Source organism: Sulfuritalea hydrogenivorans sk43H (genome assembly GCF_000828635.1).
In the GTDB taxonomy this organism is placed as follows: domain Bacteria; phylum Pseudomonadota; class Gammaproteobacteria; order Burkholderiales; family Rhodocyclaceae; genus Sulfuritalea; species Sulfuritalea hydrogenivorans.
Genome location: NZ_AP012547.1, coordinates 3,247,131 through 3,269,993, shown reverse-complemented (window position 1 = coordinate 3,269,993; position 22,863 = coordinate 3,247,131). Strand labels below are relative to the sequence as shown.

19 protein-coding genes, 2 tRNA genes, 3 rRNA genes and 1 pseudogene are annotated in these 22,863 nt (G+C 59.5%); 20 read left to right on the top strand and 5 right to left on the bottom strand.

The window, feature by feature from the left end:
* Positions 1-9: 9 nt before the first annotated feature.
* Complete coding sequence (miaB, locus tag SUTH_RS15565; protein WP_041100517.1) at positions 10-1,353, bottom strand: tRNA (N6-isopentenyl adenosine(37)-C2)-methylthiotransferase MiaB; 1,344 nt, start codon at positions 1,351-1,353, stop codon at positions 10-12.
* 89 nt (positions 1,354-1,442) lie between these two features.
* Here miaB and queC point away from each other — a divergent pair.
* The 8 genes and pseudogenes from queC (at position 1,443) to erpA (ending at position 7,131) form a co-directional block, all read left to right on the top strand.
* Positions 1,443-2,124 (top strand): annotated as a pseudogene (gene queC / locus SUTH_RS15560) (7-cyano-7-deazaguanine synthase QueC).
* Between the two features lie 106 nt (positions 2,125-2,230).
* Entirely contained in the window at positions 2,231-3,334 is a 1,104-nt protein-coding gene (locus SUTH_RS15555; RefSeq protein WP_041100511.1) for a YeeE/YedE family protein, read from the top strand.
* A gap of 171 nt (positions 3,335-3,505) precedes the next feature.
* The gene (rplM, locus tag SUTH_RS15550; RefSeq protein ID WP_041100509.1) at positions 3,506-3,934 is read left to right on the top strand and encodes a 50S ribosomal protein L13; all 429 of its coding nucleotides are present in this window, start codon (positions 3,506-3,508) and stop codon (positions 3,932-3,934) included.
* A 9-nt stretch (positions 3,935-3,943) separates the two neighbouring features.
* Positions 3,944-4,336: a 30S ribosomal protein S9 gene (gene rpsI, locus SUTH_RS15545; protein WP_041100507.1), complete on the top strand. Its 393-nt coding sequence runs from the start codon at positions 3,944-3,946 to the stop codon at positions 4,334-4,336.
* A 157-nt stretch (positions 4,337-4,493) separates the two neighbouring features.
* Positions 4,494-5,531, top strand: a complete 1,038-nt coding sequence (gene argC / locus SUTH_RS15540; protein WP_041100505.1) for an N-acetyl-gamma-glutamyl-phosphate reductase — start codon at positions 4,494-4,496, stop codon at positions 5,529-5,531.
* An 83-nt stretch (positions 5,532-5,614) separates the two neighbouring features.
* A complete protein-coding gene (locus tag SUTH_RS15535; protein ID WP_052473701.1) occupies positions 5,615-6,262 on the top strand; it encodes a DUF6776 family protein in 648 nt (215 codons plus the stop codon).
* A gap of 43 nt (positions 6,263-6,305) precedes the next feature.
* Complete coding sequence (locus tag SUTH_RS15530) at positions 6,306-6,707, top strand: bactofilin family protein (RefSeq protein ID WP_041100503.1); 402 nt, start codon at positions 6,306-6,308, stop codon at positions 6,705-6,707.
* A gap of 73 nt (positions 6,708-6,780) precedes the next feature.
* Positions 6,781-7,131 carry an iron-sulfur cluster insertion protein ErpA gene (gene erpA / locus SUTH_RS15525; RefSeq protein ID WP_041100502.1) on the top strand — a complete coding sequence of 117 codons (351 nt, stop codon included), beginning with the start codon at positions 6,781-6,783 and terminating at the stop codon, positions 7,129-7,131.
* A gap of 52 nt (positions 7,132-7,183) precedes the next feature.
* On the opposite strand, the gene SUTH_RS15520 is transcribed toward erpA, so the two are convergent.
* A complete protein-coding gene (locus tag SUTH_RS15520; RefSeq protein ID WP_041100501.1) occupies positions 7,184-8,284 on the bottom strand; it encodes an anhydro-N-acetylmuramic acid kinase in 1,101 nt (366 codons plus the stop codon).
* A gap of 1 nt (position 8,285) precedes the next feature.
* Positions 8,286-9,548, bottom strand: coding sequence for a M23 family metallopeptidase (locus SUTH_RS15515; RefSeq protein WP_084207448.1), 1,263 nt, complete (start codon positions 9,546-9,548; stop codon positions 8,286-8,288).
* Between the two features lie 153 nt (positions 9,549-9,701).
* Between SUTH_RS15515 and tyrS the strand changes: the two genes are divergently transcribed.
* The 12 genes from tyrS (at position 9,702) to SUTH_RS15455 (ending at position 20,633) form a co-directional block, all read left to right on the top strand.
* The gene (gene tyrS, locus SUTH_RS15510) at positions 9,702-10,889 is read left to right on the top strand and encodes a tyrosine--tRNA ligase (protein WP_041100499.1); all 1,188 of its coding nucleotides are present in this window, start codon (positions 9,702-9,704) and stop codon (positions 10,887-10,889) included.
* A gap of 368 nt (positions 10,890-11,257) precedes the next feature.
* Positions 11,258-12,795: ribosomal RNA gene (locus SUTH_RS15505) — 16S ribosomal RNA — on the top strand.
* Positions 12,796-12,852: 57 nt separating this feature from the next.
* Positions 12,853-12,929 (top strand) — tRNA-Ile (locus tag SUTH_RS15500).
* A 157-nt stretch (positions 12,930-13,086) separates the two neighbouring features.
* A tRNA-Ala gene (locus SUTH_RS15495) sits at positions 13,087-13,162 on the top strand.
* A 250-nt stretch (positions 13,163-13,412) separates the two neighbouring features.
* Positions 13,413-16,406, top strand: a 23S ribosomal RNA gene (locus tag SUTH_RS15490).
* A gap of 137 nt (positions 16,407-16,543) precedes the next feature.
* Positions 16,544-16,658, top strand: a 5S ribosomal RNA gene (gene rrf / locus SUTH_RS15485).
* The 16S, 23S and 5S rRNA genes sit together here with 2 tRNA genes alongside, the layout of an rRNA operon.
* A 191-nt stretch (positions 16,659-16,849) precedes the next feature.
* Positions 16,850-17,164, top strand: coding sequence for a type II toxin-antitoxin system prevent-host-death family antitoxin (locus SUTH_RS15480; protein ID WP_041100498.1), 315 nt, complete (start codon positions 16,850-16,852; stop codon positions 17,162-17,164).
* A complete protein-coding gene (locus tag SUTH_RS15475; RefSeq protein WP_041100497.1) occupies positions 17,164-17,478 on the top strand; it encodes a type II toxin-antitoxin system RelE/ParE family toxin in 315 nt (104 codons plus the stop codon). The genes SUTH_RS15480 and SUTH_RS15475 overlap by 1 nt, the downstream gene beginning before the upstream one ends.
* Before the next feature lie 362 nt (positions 17,479-17,840).
* Complete coding sequence (locus SUTH_RS15470) at positions 17,841-18,983, top strand: porin (protein ID WP_041100496.1); 1,143 nt, start codon at positions 17,841-17,843, stop codon at positions 18,981-18,983.
* A gap of 149 nt (positions 18,984-19,132) precedes the next feature.
* Positions 19,133-19,852 carry a transposase gene (locus SUTH_RS15465; RefSeq protein WP_041100494.1) on the top strand — a complete coding sequence of 240 codons (720 nt, stop codon included), beginning with the start codon at positions 19,133-19,135 and terminating at the stop codon, positions 19,850-19,852.
* Between the two features lie 146 nt (positions 19,853-19,998).
* Entirely contained in the window at positions 19,999-20,241 is a 243-nt protein-coding gene (locus SUTH_RS15460; protein WP_041100492.1) for an AbrB/MazE/SpoVT family DNA-binding domain-containing protein, read from the top strand.
* On the top strand, positions 20,238-20,633 hold the full coding sequence (locus SUTH_RS15455; protein ID WP_041100490.1) for a PIN domain-containing protein: 396 nt from the start codon (positions 20,238-20,240) through the stop codon (positions 20,631-20,633). Before SUTH_RS15460 ends, SUTH_RS15455 begins: the two co-directional genes overlap by 4 nt.
* An 82-nt stretch (positions 20,634-20,715) precedes the next feature.
* On the opposite strand, the gene proB is transcribed toward SUTH_RS15455, so the two are convergent.
* Positions 20,716-21,831, bottom strand: a complete 1,116-nt coding sequence (gene proB, locus SUTH_RS15450; protein ID WP_041100488.1) for a glutamate 5-kinase — start codon at positions 21,829-21,831, stop codon at positions 20,716-20,718.
* Entirely contained in the window at positions 21,812-22,843 is a 1,032-nt protein-coding gene (cgtA, locus tag SUTH_RS15445) for an Obg family GTPase CgtA (RefSeq protein ID WP_052473700.1), read from the bottom strand. The genes proB and cgtA overlap by 20 nt, the downstream gene beginning before the upstream one ends.
* Positions 22,844-22,863: the final 20 nt, after the last annotated feature.

Genomic DNA, 22,863 nt, shown 5'->3' with positions numbered 1-22,863 from the left:
ATGGGCTGACTATTCCCGGGTGACGACTTCGCCGCGCAGGCTGTGAGGCAGCGCGGCGGTGATGGTGACATCGATGAAGCGGCCGATCAGGCGCTCGCTGCCGGCGAAATTCACGACGCGGTTGTTGTCGGTGCGTCCTGCCAGTTCGCTGGCATCCTTTCGCGCGTGGCCTTCGACCAGGACACGCTGGACGGTGCCGACCATCGCCTGGCTGATCTTCAAGGCCTGCGCTTCGATGGTCTTCTGCAAGCGCATCAGCCGCCGGATTTTCACTTCCTGCGGCGTGTCGTCCGCCATCTCGGCGGCCGGTGTGCCGGGGCGCGGGCTGTAGACGAAGGAGAAGCTGTTGTCGAAATTCAGTTCCTCGACCAGGCGCATGGTTTTTTCGAAGTCCTCCTCGGATTCGCCCGGAAAGCCGATGATGAAGTCGGAGGACAGCGAGAGATCGGGCCGCGCCGCCTTGAGCTTCTTCACCAGCGACTTGAATTCGAGCACCGAATAGCCGCGCTTCATCGCCGCCAGGATCCGGTCAGAGCCGGACTGCACCGGCAGGTGCAGGTGCGAGACCAGTTTCGGCGTGCTGCGGTAGGTGTCGATCAACCGTTGCGTCATCTCCCGCGGGTGCGAGGTGGTGTAGCGGATGCGTTCGATGCCCTCCATGGCGGCGATGGTTTCGATCAGGAAGGCGAGGTCCGCGGTTTCGTCACTGGTATCGCCATCCTCCATGCCGCCCCGATAGGCGTTGACGTTCTGGCCCAGCAGCGTGACCTCGCGCACGCCAAGCTCGACCAGGCCGGCGATCTCCGCCAGCACGTCGGCCAGCGGCCGCGAGACCTCCTCGCCGCGGGTGTAGGGCACGACGCAGAAGCTGCAATACTTCGAGCAGCCTTCCATGATGGAGACGAAGGCCGAGGTTCCGGTGACGCTGGCCGGCGGCAGGGCGTCGAACTTCTCGATTTCGGGGAAGGAGATGTCGACCTGCGCCCGGCCGCTTGCGCGGCGCGCGGCGATCATCTGCGGCAGGCGGTGCAGGGTTTGCGGGCCGAACACGAGGTCGACGTAGGGCGCCCGGGCGACGATGGCCTCGCCTTCCTGGCTGGCGACGCAGCCGCCGACGCCGATCACCAGGTTCGGGTTGATCTGCTTCAGGTGCCTGACCCGGCCGAGGTCGTGGAACACCTTCTCCTGTGCTTTCTCACGCACCGAGCAGGTGTTGAACAGGATGATGTCGGCTTCCTCGGGATTTTCCGTCTTGACGACGCCGTCGCTGCCGGCCAGCACGTCGGCCATCTTGTCGGAGTCGTATTCGTTCATCTGGCAGCCGAAGGTGCGGATGAACACTTTCTTTGCCATCGTCGATTGCGCAAGAAATTGGGGAAGAAGGCGAATTATAGAGCAGCGCCGAACAGCGCATCGGCCGCCTGTTTGCTACCATCGCGGCCATGCAACCCGCAGTCGTTCTTCTTTCCGGCGGACTCGATTCCGCCACGGTACTGGCCCTGGCGCGCGAGCAGGGCTTCGCCTGCCACTGCCTGTCGCTCGATTACGGCCAGCGCCATGGCGCCGAACTGCAGGCCGCGGCGCGTGTGGCTGCGGCATTGGGGGCCGCCGCCCATCGCGTGCTGAAACTCGATCTCGGGCAACTGGGCGGCTCGGCGCTGACGGACAGTTCAATTGCGGTCCCGACTACAGGGGTGGCAGCCCGGCATCCCGGTCACTTACGTACCGGCGCGCAACACCATCATGCTGGCCCTGGCCCTGGCCTGGGCCGAAGTGCTCGGCGCGCAGGACATCTTCGTCGGCGTCAACGCCGTTGATTATTCCGGCTATCCGGATTGCCGGCCGGAGTTCATTCGCGCCTTCGAGACGCTCGCCAACCTCGCGACCAAAGCCGCAGTCGAAGGCCGGTCGCTCCAGGTGCACGCGCCGCTGATCGACATGAGCAAGGCGCAGATCATCATGCAAGGCGGCCGGCTGGGAATTGATTACGGACTCACGGTGTCCTGCTATCAGGCAGACGCGGAAGGCCGCGCCTGCGGCGTCTGCGACTCATGCCGATTGCGCAGCCAGGGATTTTCCGACGCTGGCCTGAAGGACCCGACCCGTTACGCCGGCGGCAATTGATTGCCATTATTTGCGGCCAAAGAAGACTGATTCGACGCCCCATCCATTCTTTTAGAATGGCCCGTTGTTCAAGGGGTCAGCTGCGCCCCGGATTTGGGAGATATTCATGGAATTCACTATTCATCTTCAGATTCTGGGCATTATTTTCGTTACCGGCATGATCATGGGCGCGGTGGCCAACAAGACCAACTTCTGCACCATGGGCGCCGTGTCCGACTGGGTGAATATGGGCGATACCGGACGTCTGCGTGCATGGCTGCTGGCCATCGCGGTCGCCACGCTCGGCGTCGTGGTGCTCGAAGCGTCCGGCAAGGCGGTGATCGGTACCAGCACCTTCCCGCCCTACCGCACGCCCAACCTGGCGTGGCTGCGCTACGTCATGGGTGGCCTCATGTTCGGTATCGGCATGACCCTGGCGTCGGGCTGCGGCAACAAGACATTGGTTCGCATCGGCGGCGGCAACCTGAAATCCCTGGTGGTGCTGGCAATCGCCTCGGCCTGCGCCTATGCGATGCTGTGGACCGACTTCTACGACACGGTGTTCGGCAAGCTGGTGTCCGCGACCACCATCAACCTGGCGGCGGCTGGCAAGGCCAGCCAGGCTATGGGCGATCTCAGCGGGCTGGGCAACACAAGCGTGGGGCTGGTCCTTGCCCTGGCGTTGTTCGGGTTCGCCTTCTCTTCGCGCGATTTCCGCGGCAGTTTCGACCACATTCTCGGCGGCGTGGTGATCGGCATTGCCGTCATCGTCGGCTGGTACGTCACCGGCAGCTCGATGGGCGTGGCCTGGAAGGAATTTGCCGACTTCGCCGACGTCAAGCCATTGCGGGTGGAAACGCAGTCTTTCACCTTCATCAGCCCGATGGGCGATCTCGCCCGTTATGTGATGAACCCGGCCGACACGTCGCTGATCAATTTCGGCATCATGGCGCTGGTCGGCGTGATCGTCGGCTCCTTCCTCTACGCCGTGATTACCCGCAATTTCCGGGTGGAGTGGTTCGTCAATCGTGGCGATTTCCTCAATCACGCCGTCGGCGCCGTGCTGATGGGCATCGGTGGCGTGCTGTCGATGGGGTGCACCGTGGGGCAGGCGATTACCGGGGTGTCGACGCTGGCCCTCGGGTCGGTGCTCACTCTGGTGTCGATCGTAGCTGGCGCTGCCGGGATGATGAAGTACCAGTACTGGCGAATGATGCAGGAAGCCGGATAATCGCTTTGGCCCGGTCAGGCCCGCTGGCGTTCGGCAAATAAACGACGACAAATCCCATTTGACACGGACTTCGGCGATTGGTTAGAATGCTCGGCTTTCCGAGAAGCGCATGGGCTGATTTCAGCCATTGCAGCGCAGGCCGGGTCATCGAAGCACGCAAGGAACAAGAGAATGAAAACATTTTCCGCCAAGCCGCAAGAAGTCCAGCACGACTGGGTTGTCGTCGATGCGACGGACAAGGTGCTCGGCCGTCTGGCTGCCACGATCGCACACCGGCTACGGGGCAAGCACAAGGCCATCTACACGCCGCACGTCGATACCGGCGACTACATCGTCGTGGTGAACGTCGATAAGCTGCGCGTCACCGGCAACAAGGCCGAGGACAAGAAATACTACAGCCACACCGGTTACCCGGGCGGCATCAACGAAACCAACTTCACCAAGCTGCAGCAGCGCTTTCCCGGCCGCATCCTGGAAAAGGCCGTCAAGGGCATGCTGCCCAAGGGCCCGCTTGGCTACGCCATGCTGAAGAAAATGAAGTGCTACGCCGGTGCTGCCCATCCGCACGCCGCCCAGCAGCCGAAGACGCTGGAAATCTAAGGAGTTCTCATGGCAGTCACCCAATATTATGGTACCGGTCGCCGCAAGACGGCCATTGCCCGCGTGTTCCTGCGCACCGGCACTGGCAAGTTCGTGGTCAATGACAAGCCGGTCGACGAATTTTTCTCGCGTGAAACCGGCCGCATGGTCGTGCGTCAGCCGCTTGAACTGACCCAGCACACCAATACCTTCGACATTCTCGTGAATGTTGAAGGTGGTGGCGAGTCCGGCCAGGCCGGTGCCGTGCGCCACGGCATTACCCGCGCCCTGATCGAATACGATGCAACCCTGAAACCCGCCCTGTCCGGTGCCGGATTCGTCACCCGCGATGCACGCGAGGTCGAGCGCAAGAAGGTCGGCTTCCGCAAGGCGCGCCGGCGCAAGCAGTTCTCGAAGCGCTAAGCTTCAGCGGCCGTATCGCTGTTGCGAAAAAAGCCGCCTTCGGGCGGCTTTTTCATTAAGACGGGTTTTCTGGCGGGCAAGTCCCGGGAGCAGGCAAGAACCTGCCCCGGCCTATGGCTTACGGGGTACCATCCCCCTTCTCTGCAAGGAGTTCGGCATGATCAAGGCAGGCATTGTCGGCGGCACCGGCTACACGGGGGTGGAATTGCTGCGTTTGCTGGCGCAGCATTCCGGCGTTGAACTTACCGCCATCACGTCGCGTGGCGAGGCTGGAACGGCGGTTGCCGAGATGTTTTCCAGCCTTCGCGGGTCAGTGAACCTGAAGTTCAGCGATCCCAAGGATGCGCCGCTGAACGAGTGCGACGTGGTCTTCTTTGCCACGCCCAACGGCATCGCCATGCAGCAGGCCGCCAGCCTGCTCGAATCCGGAGTCAGGGTCATCGATCTGGCGGCGGACTTCCGCATCAAGGACATCGCGTTGTGGGAACAGTGGTACGGCATGAGCCATGCCAGCCCGGCGCTGGTCGCGGAGGCTGTGTATGGCTTGCCCGAAGTGAATCGCGAACAGATCAGGACGGCGCGACTGGTGGCGAATCCGGGCTGCTATCCGACGGCGACGCAGCTCGGTTTCCTGCCGTTGGTGCAATCCGGCTGCATCGATCTCGGACACCTGATTGCGGATGCCAAGTCGGGTGTGTCCGGCGCCGGCCGCAAGGCCGAGATCGGCACCCTGTTTTCCGAGGCTTCCGACAACTTCAAGGCCTACGGAGTGCCGGGCCATCGGCACCTGCCTGAAATAAGGCAGGGTCTGGCGCGCGCTGCCGGCAAGGAGACGAACCAGATCGGGCTGACCTTCGTGCCGCATCTGACGCCGATGATTCGCGGCATCCACGCGACGCTCTATGCCAGAATTACCCGCGAAGAGGATTTTCAGGCGATGTTCGAGCAGCGCTACGCCGCCGAGCCCTTTGTGGACGTGCTGCCGCCGAAATCCCATCCCGAGACGCGTTCGGTGCGCGCCGCGAATACCTGCCGGATAGCCATTCATCGGCCGCAGGGCGGTGACACGCTGGTGGTGCTTTCGGTGATTGACAACCTGGTAAAGGGGGCTGCTGGGCAGGCAGTGCAGAACATGAACATCATGTTTGGTCTGGACGAATGTTCGGGTCTTTCTCAAGTTCCCGTCTTGCCCTGACGCTGCGGCGGCTGCGCAGCCGCTTTGGCATATCGGCACCGCGGGTCGCGGTACGGACGCATGTGCCGTGGTATTGGCGGGCATTGTCCGTAGTCCTGCTTTCCGGCGCCTCGCTGGCGCTGGCCGGCTGGATTTACGACGCCGGGCAACGCTTCGCGGGATTTCACCAGGGCGCGAGCGAGCAGGAAATTGCCGGCATGCGCGAGCATATCGCCAAACTGGAACTCGACCTCGAAAGCGCCCGCAAGGTGGCGAACGCCAGTGAAAGCCGCTTGCGCATCGAAAGTACCTCGCTGGAGCAGCTTTCCCTTCAGATCAGGACCCTGGAAGAAGAAAACACCCGCCTCAAGTCGGATCTGGCGACCTTCGAGAATCTGGCGGGGGGGCAGGCCGGAAATTCCGGAATTGCGATCAGTCGGTTGCAGATTCTCCCCGTCGGCGGGGGGCAGTATCGGTACCGACTTCTGGTAGCGCAGACCGGGGATAAAAAAGACAAGGAATTCAATGGCATGGTCCAGCTGGTCGCCACCGTGCAGCGAGGCAAAGAGACTGCTATGATGCAGTTTCCCGCCGCCGGTGATCCCGCTGCCAGCCAGTATCAGGTGAGTTTCCGCTACTTTCGGCGCTTGGAAGGTACATTCAAGGTTGCGGCCGAGGCGCGAATACAGCGTGTCGAAGCCCGCTTGATCCAGGATGGCGTGGTCAGGGCCAGTCAGAGCGTGGCTCTTTGAGCGGTGTGGCGTCGTAGCAAATACAGGTCAGGAGATCTCAGCAATGTTCAGCAAGAAAACCAGCAAGCCGCAAGGTCGCATCGATAGTCTGATAGGTGTCGGCACCTCATTGGTCGGGGATGTGACCTTTACTGGCGGCCTGCGTGTCGATGGTGAAATCAAGGGCAATGTTCGCGGCGCCGAAGGGCAGCCGGCGACGCTGGTGATCAGCGAGCACGCGCGGATCGAGGGAGAAATATCGGTTTCCCATCTGGTCATCAACGGGACCGTCATCGGCCCGGTGCATTCCAGCGATTTTCTTGAACTTCAGACGCGCGCCCGGGTCACGGGTGATGTCGAGTACAGCACGATCGAGATGCATCTCGGCGCAGTGGTGCAAGGCCGCCTGGTCCATCAGGGCCTGCCGGCGAAAGCGGTGGAATTGAAGCTGGCGGCAAGCAATTGACCTTCTGCGCCATTGCAATCATAATTACTGGACTTATTTAGTACACCATTACAGAATTCCCCAGGAGAACACCATGAACGCACCCACCGAAATGCCCGCACCGCTCAATTTCACGGATAACGCGGCGAGCAAGGTCAAGGAACTGATCGCCGAGGAAGGCAATCCCGAACTCAAGCTGCGCGTGTTCGTGACCGGCGGCGGCTGCTCCGGTTTTCAGTACGGCTTCACTTTCGACGAAGTGACCAACGAAGACGATACCGTGATGGAAAAGAACGGCGTGTCGTTGCTGATCGATCCGATGAGCTACCAGTATCTGGTGGGCGCCGAGATTGATTACTCCGAAGGGCTTGAGGGTTCGCAATTCGTGATCAAGAATCCGAATGCCCAATCGACCTGCGGCTGCGGATCGTCCTTCTCGGCCTGATCTATCGGGCTGAAACGAGGGCGCCGGGTCATCGACCCGGCGCCCTCGTCGTTTACCGCGGATAGATTGCGCCAAGTACCCGCGTACCGCAGGCTCCTGTTACCTCTGGCAGATTCCCCGATTTTTCATGCAGGGTTCGCCATGCGAGCCAGGCAAAGGCCACTGCTTCGACCCAGTCCGCCGGCTGGCCCAGAGAGTCGGTGCTGGCGACACGGCGATTGGGCAGATGGTGTTGCAGGCGGGCCATGAGGGCACTGTTCCGTGCGCCTCCGCCACAGACGAAAAGTTCGTCGGGTTCGCCGCACCAGCGGTTGATGGCTTGCGTTGCCGACAGGACGGTGAGTTCGAGCAGAGTGGCCTGGACGTCCTCGGGCCGTTCACCGCCGGCAAGATGACCCTCCAGCCAGGGCATGTGGAATTCGTCGCGGCCGCAGCTCTTGGGCGGGTTTGCTGCGAAGAAGACATCGTTCATCAAGCGAAGCAGCAGCTCCGGGAGCACCTGCCCCTGGGCGGCCCAATGGCCCGCTTCATCGTAACGCTGCCCTTGGTGACGTTCGATCCATGCATCCATCAGCAGGTTGCCCGGGCCGCAGTCGAAGCCCTTCACTGGTTTGCCTGGATTCAGGTCCGTGAGGTTGGCAATGCCGCCGATGTTGAGAATCACGCGATGCCGACCAGGATCGCCAAAAACGGCTGCATGAAAGGCAGGCACCAGCGGTGCGCCTTGACCACCGGCGGCAATGTCGCGGCTGCGGAAATCAGCCACCACGGCGATTCCGGCCAGTTCGGCAAGCAGCGCCGGATTGTTCAACTGCACGCTATAACCGGCCGCCGGCTGATGGCGGATGGTTTGGCCGTGGCAACCAATGGCAGCGATCCGCGTGGCTTCAACACCGGCATTGGTCAGCACCTGATGCACAGCTGCCGCGTAGCAACGTGCCAGATCGTTGGCGAGCAGCGCGGCAGAGTGAATTTCGTCGTGTCGTGCAGCCTGCAGTTGCAGGGCTTGTGTGCGGATGGCATCCGAATACGGCAGCCACGCAGTCGCCAGGGTGCGGGGATGGGTTTCGGAGAAGTCGACCAGGGCGGCGTCGACGCCATCAAGGCTGGTGCCGGACATCAGCCCCACGACCAGCGGCGCAGGGGATGCCATGTCAGTCAGCCTGGGCGAGGCTGAATCCGCGAATCAGATCAAGGCGGGCGAGATGGGCCTCGGTATGTGCCCGGAACAGACCAAGCTGCTGGGGCAACAATGGCGGCGCACTGGGCAGGGCCATTGCCAGTGGATTCTGATGCACGTCGCTGACGCGGAACTCGTAATGCAGGTGCGGGCCGCTGGCCAGCCCGGTGGCGCCCACAAAGCCGATTACATCGCCCTGGTTGATGCGATTGCCGCGACGCAATCCCGGCGCAAAGCCCGAGAGGTGGCCGTAGAGCGTGGTGTAGCGGCTTTGATGGCGCAGGATGACGACCTTGCCATAGCCTCCTTGTACGCCCACATACTCGACCGTGCCGTTGCCGGTAGCCTTGACCCGGGTGCCGACCGGGGCGCCATAGTCGATGCCCTTGTGCGCGCGCCATTTCTGCAATACGGGATGGAAGCGGGCGGACGTGAAGCCCGAGGTGATGCGCGAGAATTCCAGCGGCGAGCGCAGGAAGGCCTTGCGGATGTTCTTGCCGTCAGCGGTGTAATAACCACTGCTGTTTTCGCCGCCAGCAGGATCGGCGAACCATGCGGCGCGATAAGTCTTGCCGTTATTGACGAACTCGGCGGCGAGTATGCGTCCGCTGCGCACGGGGCGGCCGAGATAATTGATGGATTCGTAGATCACGGCAAAACGGTCGCCCTTGCGCAGATCCCGATGGAAATCGATGTCGCCGCCAAAAATATCGGCCAGCTGGGTCGCAACCGAGTCGGGAATTCCGGCCGCATCGGAGGCGCCAAACAGTGAATAACGAATCTCGGCGGACTTCATCACGACCTGGGTTTCAAGCGACAGCGGCTGTTCCGAAGCGGAAAACTTGTCGCCCTGGCGTTCGACGACCAGGGCTTGGTCCTTGCCACCGTTGAGCGGGAAAACCAGTGTCTGCAGTTCGCCCTGCGGCCCCGTCCGTGCCGTCAGATTCTTGCCCGGGCTGAGTTGGCGAAACAGGCTTTGGGTGGAAGCACTGCCTTTGAGGAAGCCGACGGCGGCCGGATCGTCAACGCCGAGGCGCTGCAGCAATCCCATTACCGTGTCGCCGCGCTGTACCCGTTCTTCGCGCAGGAAGCTCTGGCCGTTGTCTGCAGATGCGGTGAGCGGGGGCAGAGCCAGTTGCTCGACCACTTGTTGGCGGGGAATGTCTGCCAAGGGGGCGTCATTCACGGTACCAAACGCCGCCACCATGCTGAAAAGCGAAACGCCGACCACACCCATGCCGGCCCGGAAGTGCCCGGGTCGTTCGGATCGGTAATGAAGGACTTGCGCTAAAATCCCGCTCTTGTTTTCGTACAATTGGATGGGCGGACCGGCTTGATAGTCGGGCGAGTGTAGCAAAAATCCCCCTTCCGTCAAACCGGGCTACCTCACATGGTCGATATCGACTCCCAACTGGCGCTGATCAAGCGCGGCGCCGACGAACTGCTGATCGAGGCCGAACTCGTCGAAAAGCTGAAGTCCGGCCGGCCCCTGCGCGTCAAGGCCGGCTTCGATCCGACCGCACCGGACCTGCATCTCGGGCATACCGTGCTGATCAACAAGCTGAGGCACTTCCAGGATCTCGGCCACCACGTCATGTTCCTGATCGGTGACTTCACCGGGATGATCGGCGATCCGAGCGGCAAGAACACGACTCGCCCGCCGTTGTCGCGGGAGCAGATCCTGGAAAATGCCGACACCTACCGCGAGCAGGTGTTCAAGATACTCGACCCGCAGAAGACTGAGGTTTGCTTCAACTCGACCTGGTTCGAACCGCTCGGCGCGGCCGGCATGATCAAGCTTGCTGCGCGCCACACCGTGGCGCGCATGCTGGAACGTGACGACTTTTCCAAGCGTTACACGGGCGGCCAGCCGATTGCCATCCATGAATTCCTCTATCCCTTGTGCCAGGGATACGATTCGGTGGCGATGAAGTCCGATGTCGAACTGGGCGGTACCGACCAGAAGTTCAATCTGCTGGTTGGGCGTGAACTGCAGAAACACTACGGCCAGTCACCGCAGTGCGTGCTGATGATGCCCCTGCTGGAGGGCCTGGACGGCGTCAACAAGATGTCGAAATCCCTCGGTAATTACATCGGCATTGCCGAGTCGCCCACCGAAATTTTCGGCAAATTGATGTCGGTGTCGGATGAACTGATGTGGCGTTACTACGAATTGCTTTCGTTCCGCGGCAATGACGAGATTGCGCGTTTCAAGCGCGAGGTTGCCGAAGGGCGTAATCCGCGCGATGTGAAGGTGTTGCTGGGGCAGGAGATCGTCGCCCGCTTTCATTCGCCCAGGGATGCGGACGAGGCGCTGGCCGAGTTCGAGGCCCGGTTCCAGCGCGGCGTATTGCCCGACGATATGCCCGAGGTCAGCGTTGCCGCGGGATCGCTGGCCCAGGTGCTGAAGGCTGCCGGCCTGACGCCGAGCACGTCTGACGCCCTGCGCATGATCGATGGCGGTGGCGTGCGGATCAATGGCGAGAAAGTCGGCGATCGCAATGCGGCGTTGAGCGCCGGGGCGAGTGTCGTACTGCAAGTGGGCAAGCGAAAATTCGCGCGCGTGACTCTTATTTGAGATTGATTAAGATTTTTTCGGCGAAAGTATTGACCAAAAAAAATCGGTCCGTATAATGCGCCCCTCTTCGCCGCTGAGTGCAACAAAGCGGTAACGTTCTTTAAAAACCAAACAACCGATAGGTGTAGGTGCTTGCTGTGCTGGAGGTGGTGGTGGGCTGTCGTTCCGAAATCGAAGGGACGGTGGCTGACCGGAGTCGAAAGACGAGGGTTGAGTTCTGAGGGTAATCCGGAAGGGTTGCGTGAAGGATCTGCTGCTGCTGGATGCTAAGAGTATTAAAAGCAAGTGCTTACACGAAACAAACAGTAAGGTTAAATGCAAATTTAGCCTCTGAGATTCGTTTGAGCGAGTAGTAAAAAAGACAGATTGAACTGAAGAGTTTGATCCTGGCTCAGATTGAACGCTGGCGGAATGCTTTACACATGCAAGTCGAGCGGCAGCGCGGGGGCAACCCTGGCGGCGAGCGGCGAACGGGTGAGTAACATATCGGAACGTACCCCGTCGTGGGGGATAACACAGCGAAAGTTGTGCTAATACCGCATACGACCTGAGGGTGAAAGCGGGGGACCGTAAGGCCTCGCGCGATGGGAGCGGCCGATATCGGATTAGCTAGTTGGTGGGGTAAAGGCTCACCAAGGCGACGATCCGTAGCTGGTCTGAGAGGACGACCAGCCACACTGGAACTGAGACACGGTCCAGACTCCTACGGGAGGCAGCAGTGGGGAATTTTGGACAATGGGGGCAACCCTGATCCAGCCATTCCGCGTGAGTGAAGAAGGCCTTCGGGTTGTAAAGCTCTTTCGGCAGGAACGAAACGGTGGTCCTTAATACGGGCTACTAATGACGGTACCTGAAGAAGAAGCACCGGCTAACTACGTGCCAGCAGCCGCGGTAATACGTAGGGTGCGAGCGTTAATCGGAATTACTGGGCGTAAAGCGTGCGCAGGCGGTTCCATAAGACAGATGTGAAATCCCCGGGCTTAACCTGGGAACTGCGTTTGTGACTGTGGGACTCGAGTGTGGCAGAGGGGGGTGGAATTCCACGTGTAGCAGTGAAATGCGTAGAGATGTGGAGGAACACCGATGGCGAAGGCAGCCCCCTGGGTCAACACTGACGCTCATGCACGAAAGCGTGGGGAGCAAACAGGATTAGATACCCTGGTAGTCCACGCCCTAAACGATGCGAACTAGGTGTTGGGGAAGGAGACTTTCTTAGTACCGCAGCTAACGCGTGAAGTTCGCCGCCTGGGGAGTACGGTCGCAAGATTAAAACTCAAAGGAATTGACGGGGACCCGCACAAGCGGTGGATGATGTGGATTAATTCGATGCAACGCGAAAAACCTTACCTACCCTTGACATGTCAGGAAGTCTGCTGAGAGGCGGATGTGCCCGAAAGGGAACCTGAACACAGGTGCTGCATGGCTGTCGTCAGCTCGTGTCGTGAGATGTTGGGTTAAGTCCCGCAACGAGCGCAACCCTTGTCATTAATTGCCATCATTCAGTTGGGCACTTTAATGAGACTGCCGGTGACAAACCGGAGGAAGGTGGGGATGACGTCAAGTCCTCATGGCCCTTATGGGTAGGGCTTCACACGTCATACAATGGTCGGTACAGAGGGTTGCCAACCCGCGAGGGGGAGCCAATCCCACAAAGCCGATCGTAGTCCGGATCGCAGTCTGCAACTCGACTGCGTGAAGTCGGAATCGCTAGTAATCGTGGATCAGCATGTCACGGTGAATACGTTCCCGGGTCTTGTACACACCGCCCGTCACACCATGGGAGTGGGTTCCACCAGAAGTAGGTAGTCTAACCGCAAGGAGGGCGCTTACCACGGTGGGATTCATGACTGGGGTGAAGTCGTAACAAGGTAGCCGTATCGGAAGGTGCGGCTGGATCACCTCCTTTCTAGAGCAAAGGCGTGGTGAGCACCTACAACCTATCGGTTGTTTAGAACCCAACAGCGGGTCTGTAGCTCAGCTGGTTAGAGCACCGTCTTGATAAGGCGGGGGTCGATGGTTCGAACCCATCCAGACCCACCATTGGTCTGCGATAACCGGCGCATGACGGCGTTGTCGCCTCGCTTGCATACCAATGCGTATGCGGCGCGAGGTTCCGCCTTGTCCTGCTTGATTCTCGCAGACCAATGTGGCCGCTAGGGGTGATGAGGCTTTTGCAGTGCGTACTGCGCCGCAAAAAGGGGGATTAGCTCAGCTGGGAGAGCACCTGCTTTGCAAGCAGGGGGTCGTCGGTTCGATCCCGTCATCCTCCACCAAGAACAAAAGCCGTTATTCAAGTCAGCTTCGATGGAAGCGATTTGAATAACAGTTTTTACTGTTTCGGTTGTTGGATCTTTAAAAATTCGGAAGAAGTAAGGTTGTGTCACCCTGGAAGGGGTGGCACATGGGTTGTGATTGTATCTTCACGACTCCCGTCCTTTGAACCGGCGCGGGGGTCTGAAAAAGTAATACTTTGGTTGCTTCCTGTAGAGGAGGATTTCGGGGAACCGGAGTTCAATGTTATAGGGTCAAGTGACTAAGTGCATGTGGTGGATGCCTTGGCGATTACAGGCGATGAAGGACGTTGTAGCCTGCGAAAAGCTGCGGGGAGCTGGCAAACAAGCTTTGATCCGCAGATGTCCGAATGGGGAAACCCACTCCGCAAGGAGTATCCCTGACTGAATACATAGGTCAGTGGAAGCGAACCCGGCGAACTGAAACATCTAAGTAGCCGGAGGAACAGAAATCAACCGAGATTCCCTAAGTAGTGGCGAGCGAACAGGGAGCAGCCTGCAAGAGATAACTATTTTGTTAGTGGAACGCTCTGGAAAGTGCGGCCGTAGTGGGTGATAGCCCCGTACGCGAAAACAAAGTAGCGAGACTAAGTTTGCGACAAGTAGGGCGGGACACGTGAAATCCTGTCTGAAGATGGGGGGACCATCCTCCAAGGCTAAATACTCGTAATCGACCGATAGTGAACCAGTACCGTGAGGGAAAGGCGAAAAGAACCCCGGGAGGGGAGTGAAATAGATCCTGAAACCGCATGCATACAAACAGTGGGAGCCCCTCCTTTAATGGCCTTCGAGGGCTTTGACGTCGACGCGTAGCGACGGCGGCAAAAGTTCGAAGGGAGGAGTGAAATGGACCTCTTGGCAGTTCGGAGAGAGGGCCATTAAAGGAGGGGTGACTGCGTACCTTTTGTATAATGGGTCAGCGACTTACGTTCTGTAGCGAGCTTAACCGAATAGGGGAGGCGTAGCGAAAGCGAGTCTGATAAGGGCGCTTTAGTTGCAGGGCGTAGACCCGAAACCAGATGATCTACCCATGGCCAGGATGAAGGTGCCGTAACAGGTACTGGAGGTCCGAACCCACTAATGTTGAAAAATTAGGGGATGAGCTGTGGGTAGGGGTGAAAGGCTAAACAAATCTGGAAATAGCTGGTTCTCCCCGAAAGCTATTTAGGTAGCGCCTCAGGTATCACTCGCGGGGGTAGAGCACTGTAATGGTTGGAGGGGTCATTGCGATCTACTCCGCCATAGCAAACTCCGAATACCGCGAAGTGCGAGCCTGGGAGACAGACGGTGGGTGCTAACGTCCATCGTCAAGAGGGAAACAACCCAGACCGCCAGCTAAGGTCCCCAAGCCATGGTTAAGTGGAAAACGAAGTGGGAAGGCATAGACAGTCAGGAAGTTGGCTTAGAAGCAGCCATCCTTCAAAGAAAGCGTAATAGCTCACTGATCGAGTCGTCCTGCGCGGAAGATGTAACGGGGCTCAAACCATGCACCGAAGCTGCGGATGTGCGTAAGCACATGGTAGGGGAGCGTTCTGTAGGTCTGCGAAGGTGTGGTGTAAACCATGCTGGAGATATCAGAAGTGCGAATGCTGACATGAGTAGCGATAAAGGGTGTGAAAAGCACCCTCGCCGAAAGCCCAAGGTTTCCTGCGCAACGTTCATCGGCGCAGGGTGAGTCGGCCCCTAAGGCGAGGCCGAAAGGCGTAGTCGATGGGAAACGGGTCAATATTCCCGTACCGATCTGTAATGCGATGGGGGGACGGAGAAGGTTAGCTCAGCCGGGTGTTGGACGTCCCGGTTTAAGCGTGTAGGCGTGCTGCATAGGCAAATCCGTGCGGCTTAGTCGAGGCGTGATGACGAGGAACTTCGGTTCTGAAGTGAGTGATACCCTGCTTCCAGGAAAAGCCTCTAAGCTTCAGTTACAGATTGACCGTACCGCAAACCGACACAGGTGGGCAGGATGAAAATTCTAAGGCGCTTGAGAGAACTCAGGAGAAGGAACTCGGCAAATTGATACCGTAACTTCGGGAGAAGGTATGCCTCGGTAGCGTGAAGCCCCTCGCGGGTGGAGCGTGATGAGGTCGCAGAGAATCGGTGGCTGCAACTGTTTAATAAAAACACAGCACTCTGCAAAGGCGAAAGCCGACGTATAGGGTGTGACGCCTGCCCGGTGCCGGAAGGTTAAGTGATGGGGTGCAAGCTCTTGATCGAAGCCCCGGTAAACGGCGGCCGTAACTATAACGGTCCTAAGGTAGCGAAATTCCTTGTCGGGTAAGTTCCGACCTGCACGAATGGCGTAATGATGGCCACACTGTCTCCTCCTGAGACTCAGCGAAGTTGAAATGTTTGTGAAGATGCAATCTACCCGCGGCTAGACGGAAAGACCCCATGAACCTTTACTGTAGCTTTGCATTGGACTTTGACGGGACTTGTGTAGGATAGGTGGGAGGCTGTGAGGCGTGGTCGCCAGATCGCGCGGAGCCAACCTTGAAATACCACCCTGGTGTCGTTGAGGTTCTAACCTTGGTCCGTGAATCCGGATCGGGGACCGTGCATGGCAGGCAGTTTGACTGGGGCGGTCTCCTCCCAAAGAGTAACGGAGGAGTACGAAGGTCTTCTAAGCACGGTCGGACATCGTGCTCATAGTGCAATGGCAAAAGAAGGCTTGACTGCGAGACCCACAAGTCGAGCAGGTGCGAAAGCAGGTCATAGTGATCCGGTGGTTCTGTATGGAAGGGCCATCGCTCAACGGATAAAAGGTACTCTGGGGATAACAGGCTGATTCCGCCCAAGAGTTCATATCGACGGCGGAGTTTGGCACCTCGATGTCGGCTCATCACATCCTGGGGCTGTAGCCGGTCCCAAGGGTATGGCTGTTCGCCATTTAAAGTGGTACGTGAGCTGGGTTTAAAACGTCGTGAGACAGTTTGGTCCCTATCTGCCGTGGGCGCTGGAAATTTGAGGGGGCCTGCTCCTAGTACGAGAGGACCGGAGTGGACGGATCTCTGGTGTACCGGTTGTCACGCCAGTGGCATCGCCGGGTAGCTAAATCCGGAAGAGATAAACGCTGAAAGCATCTAAGCGTGAAACTCGCCTCAAGATGAGATTTCCCGGGGGTTCAACCCCCCTGAAGGGTCGTCCAAGACCAGGACGTTGATAGGTCAGGTGTGGAAGCGCAGCAATGCGTTAAGCTAACTGATACTAATTGCCCGTGCGGCTTGACCCTATAACAGTGAACTTCAGTTCCTGTATAGAACAACCAAAGACAACACAATCACCACCCAACACTTACTTCTCCCGAATCATGTGCTCCGGCCCAACGCCCCTCAACAGGTCGCGCCACCCCGAAGCACCCCCTTCAAGTCTGGTGCCCATAGCGTCTTGGTACCACCCCTTCCCATCCCGAACAGGACCGTGAAACGGGACCGCGCCGATGATATTGCACTTCACCGTGTGAGAAAGTAGGTCAGCGCCAGACTCCCCCTTCAAACCCCTCCCCGGATTCCCGGTGGAGGGGTTTGGCTTTTACGGCTACACACACCGCCCCAACCAGACGGTGAGGACCCGGCTCACGGCGCGATTGCTTGGCTGGAAGCTGAAAAATATTGCGCGCCAACCATTAATCGACCACAATAAAGCACCAATTTTGGTATGAATACAAGGCGCGCCATGGAACAGGTTCTTGCTACCCGCTCGGTGAGCATCACCGAACTCAAACGCAGTCCCAGCGCAGTGCTCGAACAGGCCGGATCTGCACCCGTGGCGGTGCTGAACCACAACCGGCCCGCTGCCTACTTGCTCTCGCCTGACGTCTATGAAGCCATGCTGGAACGGTTGAATGCCGATCTGCGCCAATCCATACAGGAAGGTATCGATAGCGGCCCGCCGATTCAGGCCGACAGGGTGTTCGCCGAATTGAATGCTCGCTACGCCGAACCCGTTGGCAACCCCCCCCGCAAAACCGGTGGCAAGCGCTCGACTTGATGGCGAAGATCGGCTTCTCGCCGAAGTCTCGGCAAGATCTTCTCGACATCGGCGATTACATTGCCAAGGACAACCGGGCCAATGCACGGCGTTTCGTTGCCAAGCTGATGGAGCAATGCCAACGCATCGGCAATGCCCCAATGGGCTATGTCAGCAGGGATGACTTGGCTCAAGGTCTGCGGATGGCGGCCTTGGAAAGATATGTAATTTTCTTCCGCGTCATCGACAACACCGTTCGCATCGAACGGGTGCTGCATGGCGCTCGCAACCTGCCCGCCATACTCGAACGCGACGGCGAGGACTCCGCAGATTGACTCAAATTTGCCGCCGCCTTCCGTAGCCAGTATTCCAACAGCCCCTGAATCACCAACAGCGCCTGAATCACGCCGCCGAAATCGTTGCTGAACATCTCAGCCGCAATGCCTCGCTGCATTGAGAGGCTGAAGGTCGGCGCTGGCGGCGCCCCGAAGGTAGTGCAGAGCAAGGTGAGGACTGTTGTGAGAAAACCACAAAATATATCTTCAGGGTTGTGAAAGATTCGGTGTCGATTGTCTGCCCGCCTGCTATCAGGCGAGAATACGCCCAGCTTCCCGGATTCGGGTAGTGGCAGCGAGCAGTGACCGACCACGTGGTGTCATTGCAAACTGTTTAAACCAAACTCTTTTTGGAGAAATCTATGCAAAAGAAAATTATCGCTCTGGCAATTGCTGGCCTGTCCAGCGCTGCTTTCGCTCAGTCGAACGTGACCATCTCCGGTCTGGTTGACTTGGGCTACGCCAACACCAACACCCAAACCGCCGCCAACGGCAAGGACACGTCGCAGACTTGGGCCGGCAACGGTTCCTCGACCTCCACGATCGTGTTCAGCGGTACGGAAGCTCTGGGCGGTGGCATGAATGCAGGCTTCTTCCTGGCTTCCGACTTCACCGCTGGTGCCAACCAGCTCGGCGGTACGGCTGCACCGACGACGACGACCCCGTTTGCCAACCAGATGTTCAACAGCCAGAACTACCTGACATTGAACAGCGCCAGCTGGGGTAGCGTCAAGGTCGGTACCATCAACAACGCTTCGCTGTCCACCTCGTCCGCTTCGCAGCCTTTCGGCACCGCAATCGGTTCCGGTCTGTCGGGCTCCTTTGGCCGCCTTGCCGGTCTTGGCGCTGTTAACGTTGTTACCACCGCTAACACCGTTACGGGGGCCGTCGGGGCTGCAGGTGGTGTTGCAACCTCTGGTACCCGTCTGGTTCGTGTTGGCAACTCCGCGATGTACGAAACCCCGAGCTTCGGCGGCTTCAGCGCTAGCGTCCTGCACGTGTTCAAGAACGACAATGACCAGTACGCGACCGCAGGTCAGCAGGAACTCGGCCTGAAGTACAACAATGGCCCGGCCAACGTGCATTACGCCTACTACAAGTTTGACGGTGGCAGCAACATGACGGCTGGTCTGGTCAGTGCAACCGTAAAGCACAACATGTTGGGCGGCAACTACAGCTTTGGCCCGGCTACCGTCTATGCTGGCTGGACGTCGTCCAAGGGTAGCAATGCGGCTGGTACAACTGTTGATGCGCGTTCCTGGAACATCGCTCTGAAGTACGCAATGGGCAATTGGGCGTTCATGGCCAACGTACTCAAGGCCGATGACAAACTGGTTGCTGACCAGGACCGCAACCTGACGGGTCTGGGTCTCGACTACAGCATGAGCAAGCGCACCACTGCTTATGTCCGTTACGAGAATGGTGACAATGACAAGTCGTCGGCGACCGGTAGCAACGTAGGCGCCTTCACGCGCTGGGCTGCTGGCGTGCGTCACTCCTTCTGATATCGCGCCGACCTCGTGTCGGCATGATGTTGGAAAATCAAAGCCACCCTTCGGGGTGGCTTTTTTTCGCCTTATTAAATAATAAATAATAGGGGACAGACCACGGTTTCCGGTAGCATCCAACTACTCATTTTCTGCCGGACTACCCCATGCCGCGCCGCGCGCGCCTTGCTCTGCTGGGCGTTCCGCTCCATCTGATCCAGCGCGGAAACAACCGCCAGGCTTGCTTCTTCGCGGACGCGGATTACCGCTTGTATCTTGAATGGCTGGCCGAACACGCTGGCAAGACCGGTTGCCGCATCCACGCCTATGCATTGATGACCAACCACGTCCATCTGCTGGTTTCGGCAGACCGCGCGGAAGCGCCGGGGGCGTTGATGAAAGCGCTGGGACAGCGTTACGTTCAGTACGTAAATCGTGTCTATCGGCGTAGCGGGACGTTGTGGGAAGGGCGCTTTCGCTCGTGCCCGATTCAGGAAGAAGCGTATTTGCTGGCCTGCCAGCGCTATATCGAACTGAATCCGGTACGTGCAGGAATGGTCCAGCATCCCGCCGAATACCGCTGGTCAAGCTATCGGGCCAATGGGCAGGGGCAGGACAACGCGGTGATCCGGCCGCATGCGCTCTACGTGGCACTGGGGCTCGATGTGGTGAGCAGGCAAGCGGCCTACCGGGAACTGTTCCGCTACGAGTTGGAACCCGGCCTGGTAGATCAGATTCGGCGGGCGACGAACGGGAATTTCGCGCTGGGCTGCGCGCGTTTCGCGGCAGACGCGGCCGCTACGCTGGGCCGACGGGTGCTGTCAGGCAAGTCGGGGCGGCCGCGGAAGGTGGCAGCACCGGAGTCGCAGAACTTGTTTGTGGATTAATGCCGCCTGAAACCGTGGTCTGTCCCCCGGTTTTCTACCCCGGTTTTCTGTCCCCGGGTTTTCGCCGTCTCGCCAGCGCCGACTTTCCAAGCTTGAACTTCGATGCTCCTTGCTGTAAAGTAAGGAATCCGAAAAGGAGTTAGTCAATGACGACTGCAACCCTGACCAGCAAAGGTCAGATCACCATACCCGCCGTAGTGCGGGCTGCGCTTGGCGTTGAAACGGGCGACCGGGTCGAATTCGTTCTGGTCGAACCGGGACGTTATGAGCTGGTGGCTGCCACTCAGTCGGTAACGGCCTTGAAGGGCTTGGTGCGCAAGCCGGCATCACCTGTCAGTATTTCGGCCATGAACGAGGCTATCACCGCACGTGGGGCAAAGGCGCGATGATTGGTTTGGATACCAACGTTCTTGTCCGCTATGTTGCACAGGATGATCCAAAACAGTCACCCGTAGCGAGTCGCTTGATCGAGTCGCTTACAGCAGACGCGCCGGGGTATGTCAGCGTCGTTTCGGTGGTGGAGCTGGTATGGGTGTTGACCGACTGCTACGCATTGCGGAAAGACGAACTTTGCGAAGTCCTGGAAACCCTGCTGCGGACCAAGGAGATTGTCGTGGCGCACGCCGATACGGTGTGGCAGGCGTTGCGATTGTTCAAGGGAGGCAAGGCCGACTTCGCCGACTGTCTGATCGAGCGGTTTGCGAATGCGGCGGGATGCGATCACACGGCAACATTTGATCGCGATGCCGCCAAACACTGCGGCATGCGGTTAATTGGCTGATATCGAATAAGGCGACAACGCCGTCATCCGTAGCGGCGAGGTCAGCGTCTTTTGCTGGCCCGCCTGCTACGCAGGGGCTTCATCAAAGCAGGACCAGATTATCCCGGTGGATCAGTTCGGCGCTGTCGATGTAGCCGAGCAGGGCTTCGATGTCCTGCGTGCCGTGGCCGGCGATGCGCCGGGCTTCGGAACTGGAATAGTTGATCAGGCCGCGGGCGATCTCGCGGCCGTCGTGGGAGCGACAGGCGACCGCGGCGCCGCGTTCGAAATCGCCCTCGACGCGGACCACGCCCACTGCCAGCAGACTGCGGCCGCCGGCCAGCGCCGTTTGCGCGCCGGCGTCGAGCGTCAGCGCGCCGGCCAGTTGCAGATGATCGGCGAGCCATTGCTTGCGCGCGGCCAGTGGAGATTCGGCGGCATAGAGCAGCGTGCCGATGGTCTCGCCGCGCGCGGCGGCCAGCAGTGAATCGGGCTCGCGGCCGCTGACGATCAGGGTATGTGCGCCGCTCTTGGCAGCGCGCTGGGCGGCGCGAACCTTGGTGATCATGCCGCCTTTGCTGATTCCGGAGCCGGCACCACCGGCCATGGCCTCGAAGCGGCGATCATCGGCGCGCCCTTCGCTGATCAGCGTGGCGGCAGGGTCGAGGCGCGGGTCGGCGCTGTAGAGGCCCTTCTGGTCGGTGAGGATGATCAGCGCCTCTGCTTCGACCAGATTGGCGACCAGCGCGCCGAGCGTGTCGTTGTCGCCGAACTTGATTTCGTCGGTGACCACGGTGTCGTTCTCGTTGATGATCGGCACCACCGCAAGATCGAGCAGGGTTTGCAGGGTCGATCGGGCGTTGAGGTAACGCGTGCGGTCGGCCAGGTCTTCGTGAGTCAGCAGGATCTGCGCGGCTTTCAGGCCGTGGCTGAGGAAGGTGCTCTCGTAGGCCTGCGCCAGGCCCATTTGGCCCACCGCCGCTGCTGCTTGCAGATCGTGCATGGCGTGCGGACGCGTAGTCCAGCCGAGGCGCTGCATGCCTGCGGCAATCGCTCCGGAGGACACCAGCAGCACCTGCCGGCCGTCGGCGTGCAGCGCCGCGATCTGGCGCGCGCATTCGGCGATGAAGTCGAGGGCCAACCCCTGGCCGTTGTTGGTGACCAGGGCGCTGCCGACCTTGACGACGACGCGCCGCGCTTCAGCTATCTGCCGTCTCATGTTTTCGATGCTGTTCAAGATAATCCATCACGGCAAACGTGACCTCGCGGCAGCCTGCGCCCGAAATTGCCGAAACGACGAAATGCTTCTTCGGCTTGTAGCTCTTCACCAGCGCGGCGACGCGCGCTTCGCGTTCATCTTCCGGCACCAGATCGATCTTGTTGATCAGCAGCCAGCGCGGCTTTTTGTACAGGGCCTCGTCGTATTTCTTCAACTCCTTCAGGATCGCTTTGGCGTCCTTCGCCGGATCGGCATCCGGGTCGAAAGGTGAAACATCGACAAGATGCAGCAGCAGCCCCGTGCGCTGCAGATGCTTGAGGAAGCGATGGCCGAGGCCGGCGCCTTCCGCCGCGCCTTCGATCAGGCCCGGAATGTCGGCAATGACGAAACTGCGGTTGTCATCGACGCGCACCACGCCGAGATTTGGGTGCAGGGTGGTGAAGGGATAGTCGGCCACCTTGGGCTTCGCTGCGGAAACGGCGCGGATGAAAGTGGATTTTCCGGCATTGGGCAAGCCCAGCAGGCCGACATCGGCCAGCACCTTGAGTTCGAGCTTCAGTTCGCGCTTTTCACCCTCCTGCCCCGGCGTGTTCTGGCGCGGCGCACGGTTGGTGCTGGATTTGAAGTGCGAATTGCCCAGACCACCGATGCCGCCCTTGGCGATCAGCCAGCGCTTGCCGTCGGTATCGAGGTCGGCGATCAATTCACCCGTCCCGCTGTCGGTGATCACGGTGCCGACCGGCATGCGCAGTTCAAGGTCTTCCCCGCCCTTGCCGTAGCGATCCGAGCCGTGGCCGTTTTCGCCCTTCTGGCCGCGAAAGACGCGGGTGTAGCGAAAGTCGATCAGGGTGTTGAGATTGCGGTCGGCGATGGCCCAGATGCTCGCACCCTTGCCGCCGTCGCCGCCATCCGGGCCGCCGAGGGGGATGTATTTCTCGCGGCGAAACGAAACCGCGCCATTGCCGCCATCACCGGCAAGGACTTCAATGCGCGCTTCGTCAAAGAATTTCATGAATTCACCGAGGCCAGAAA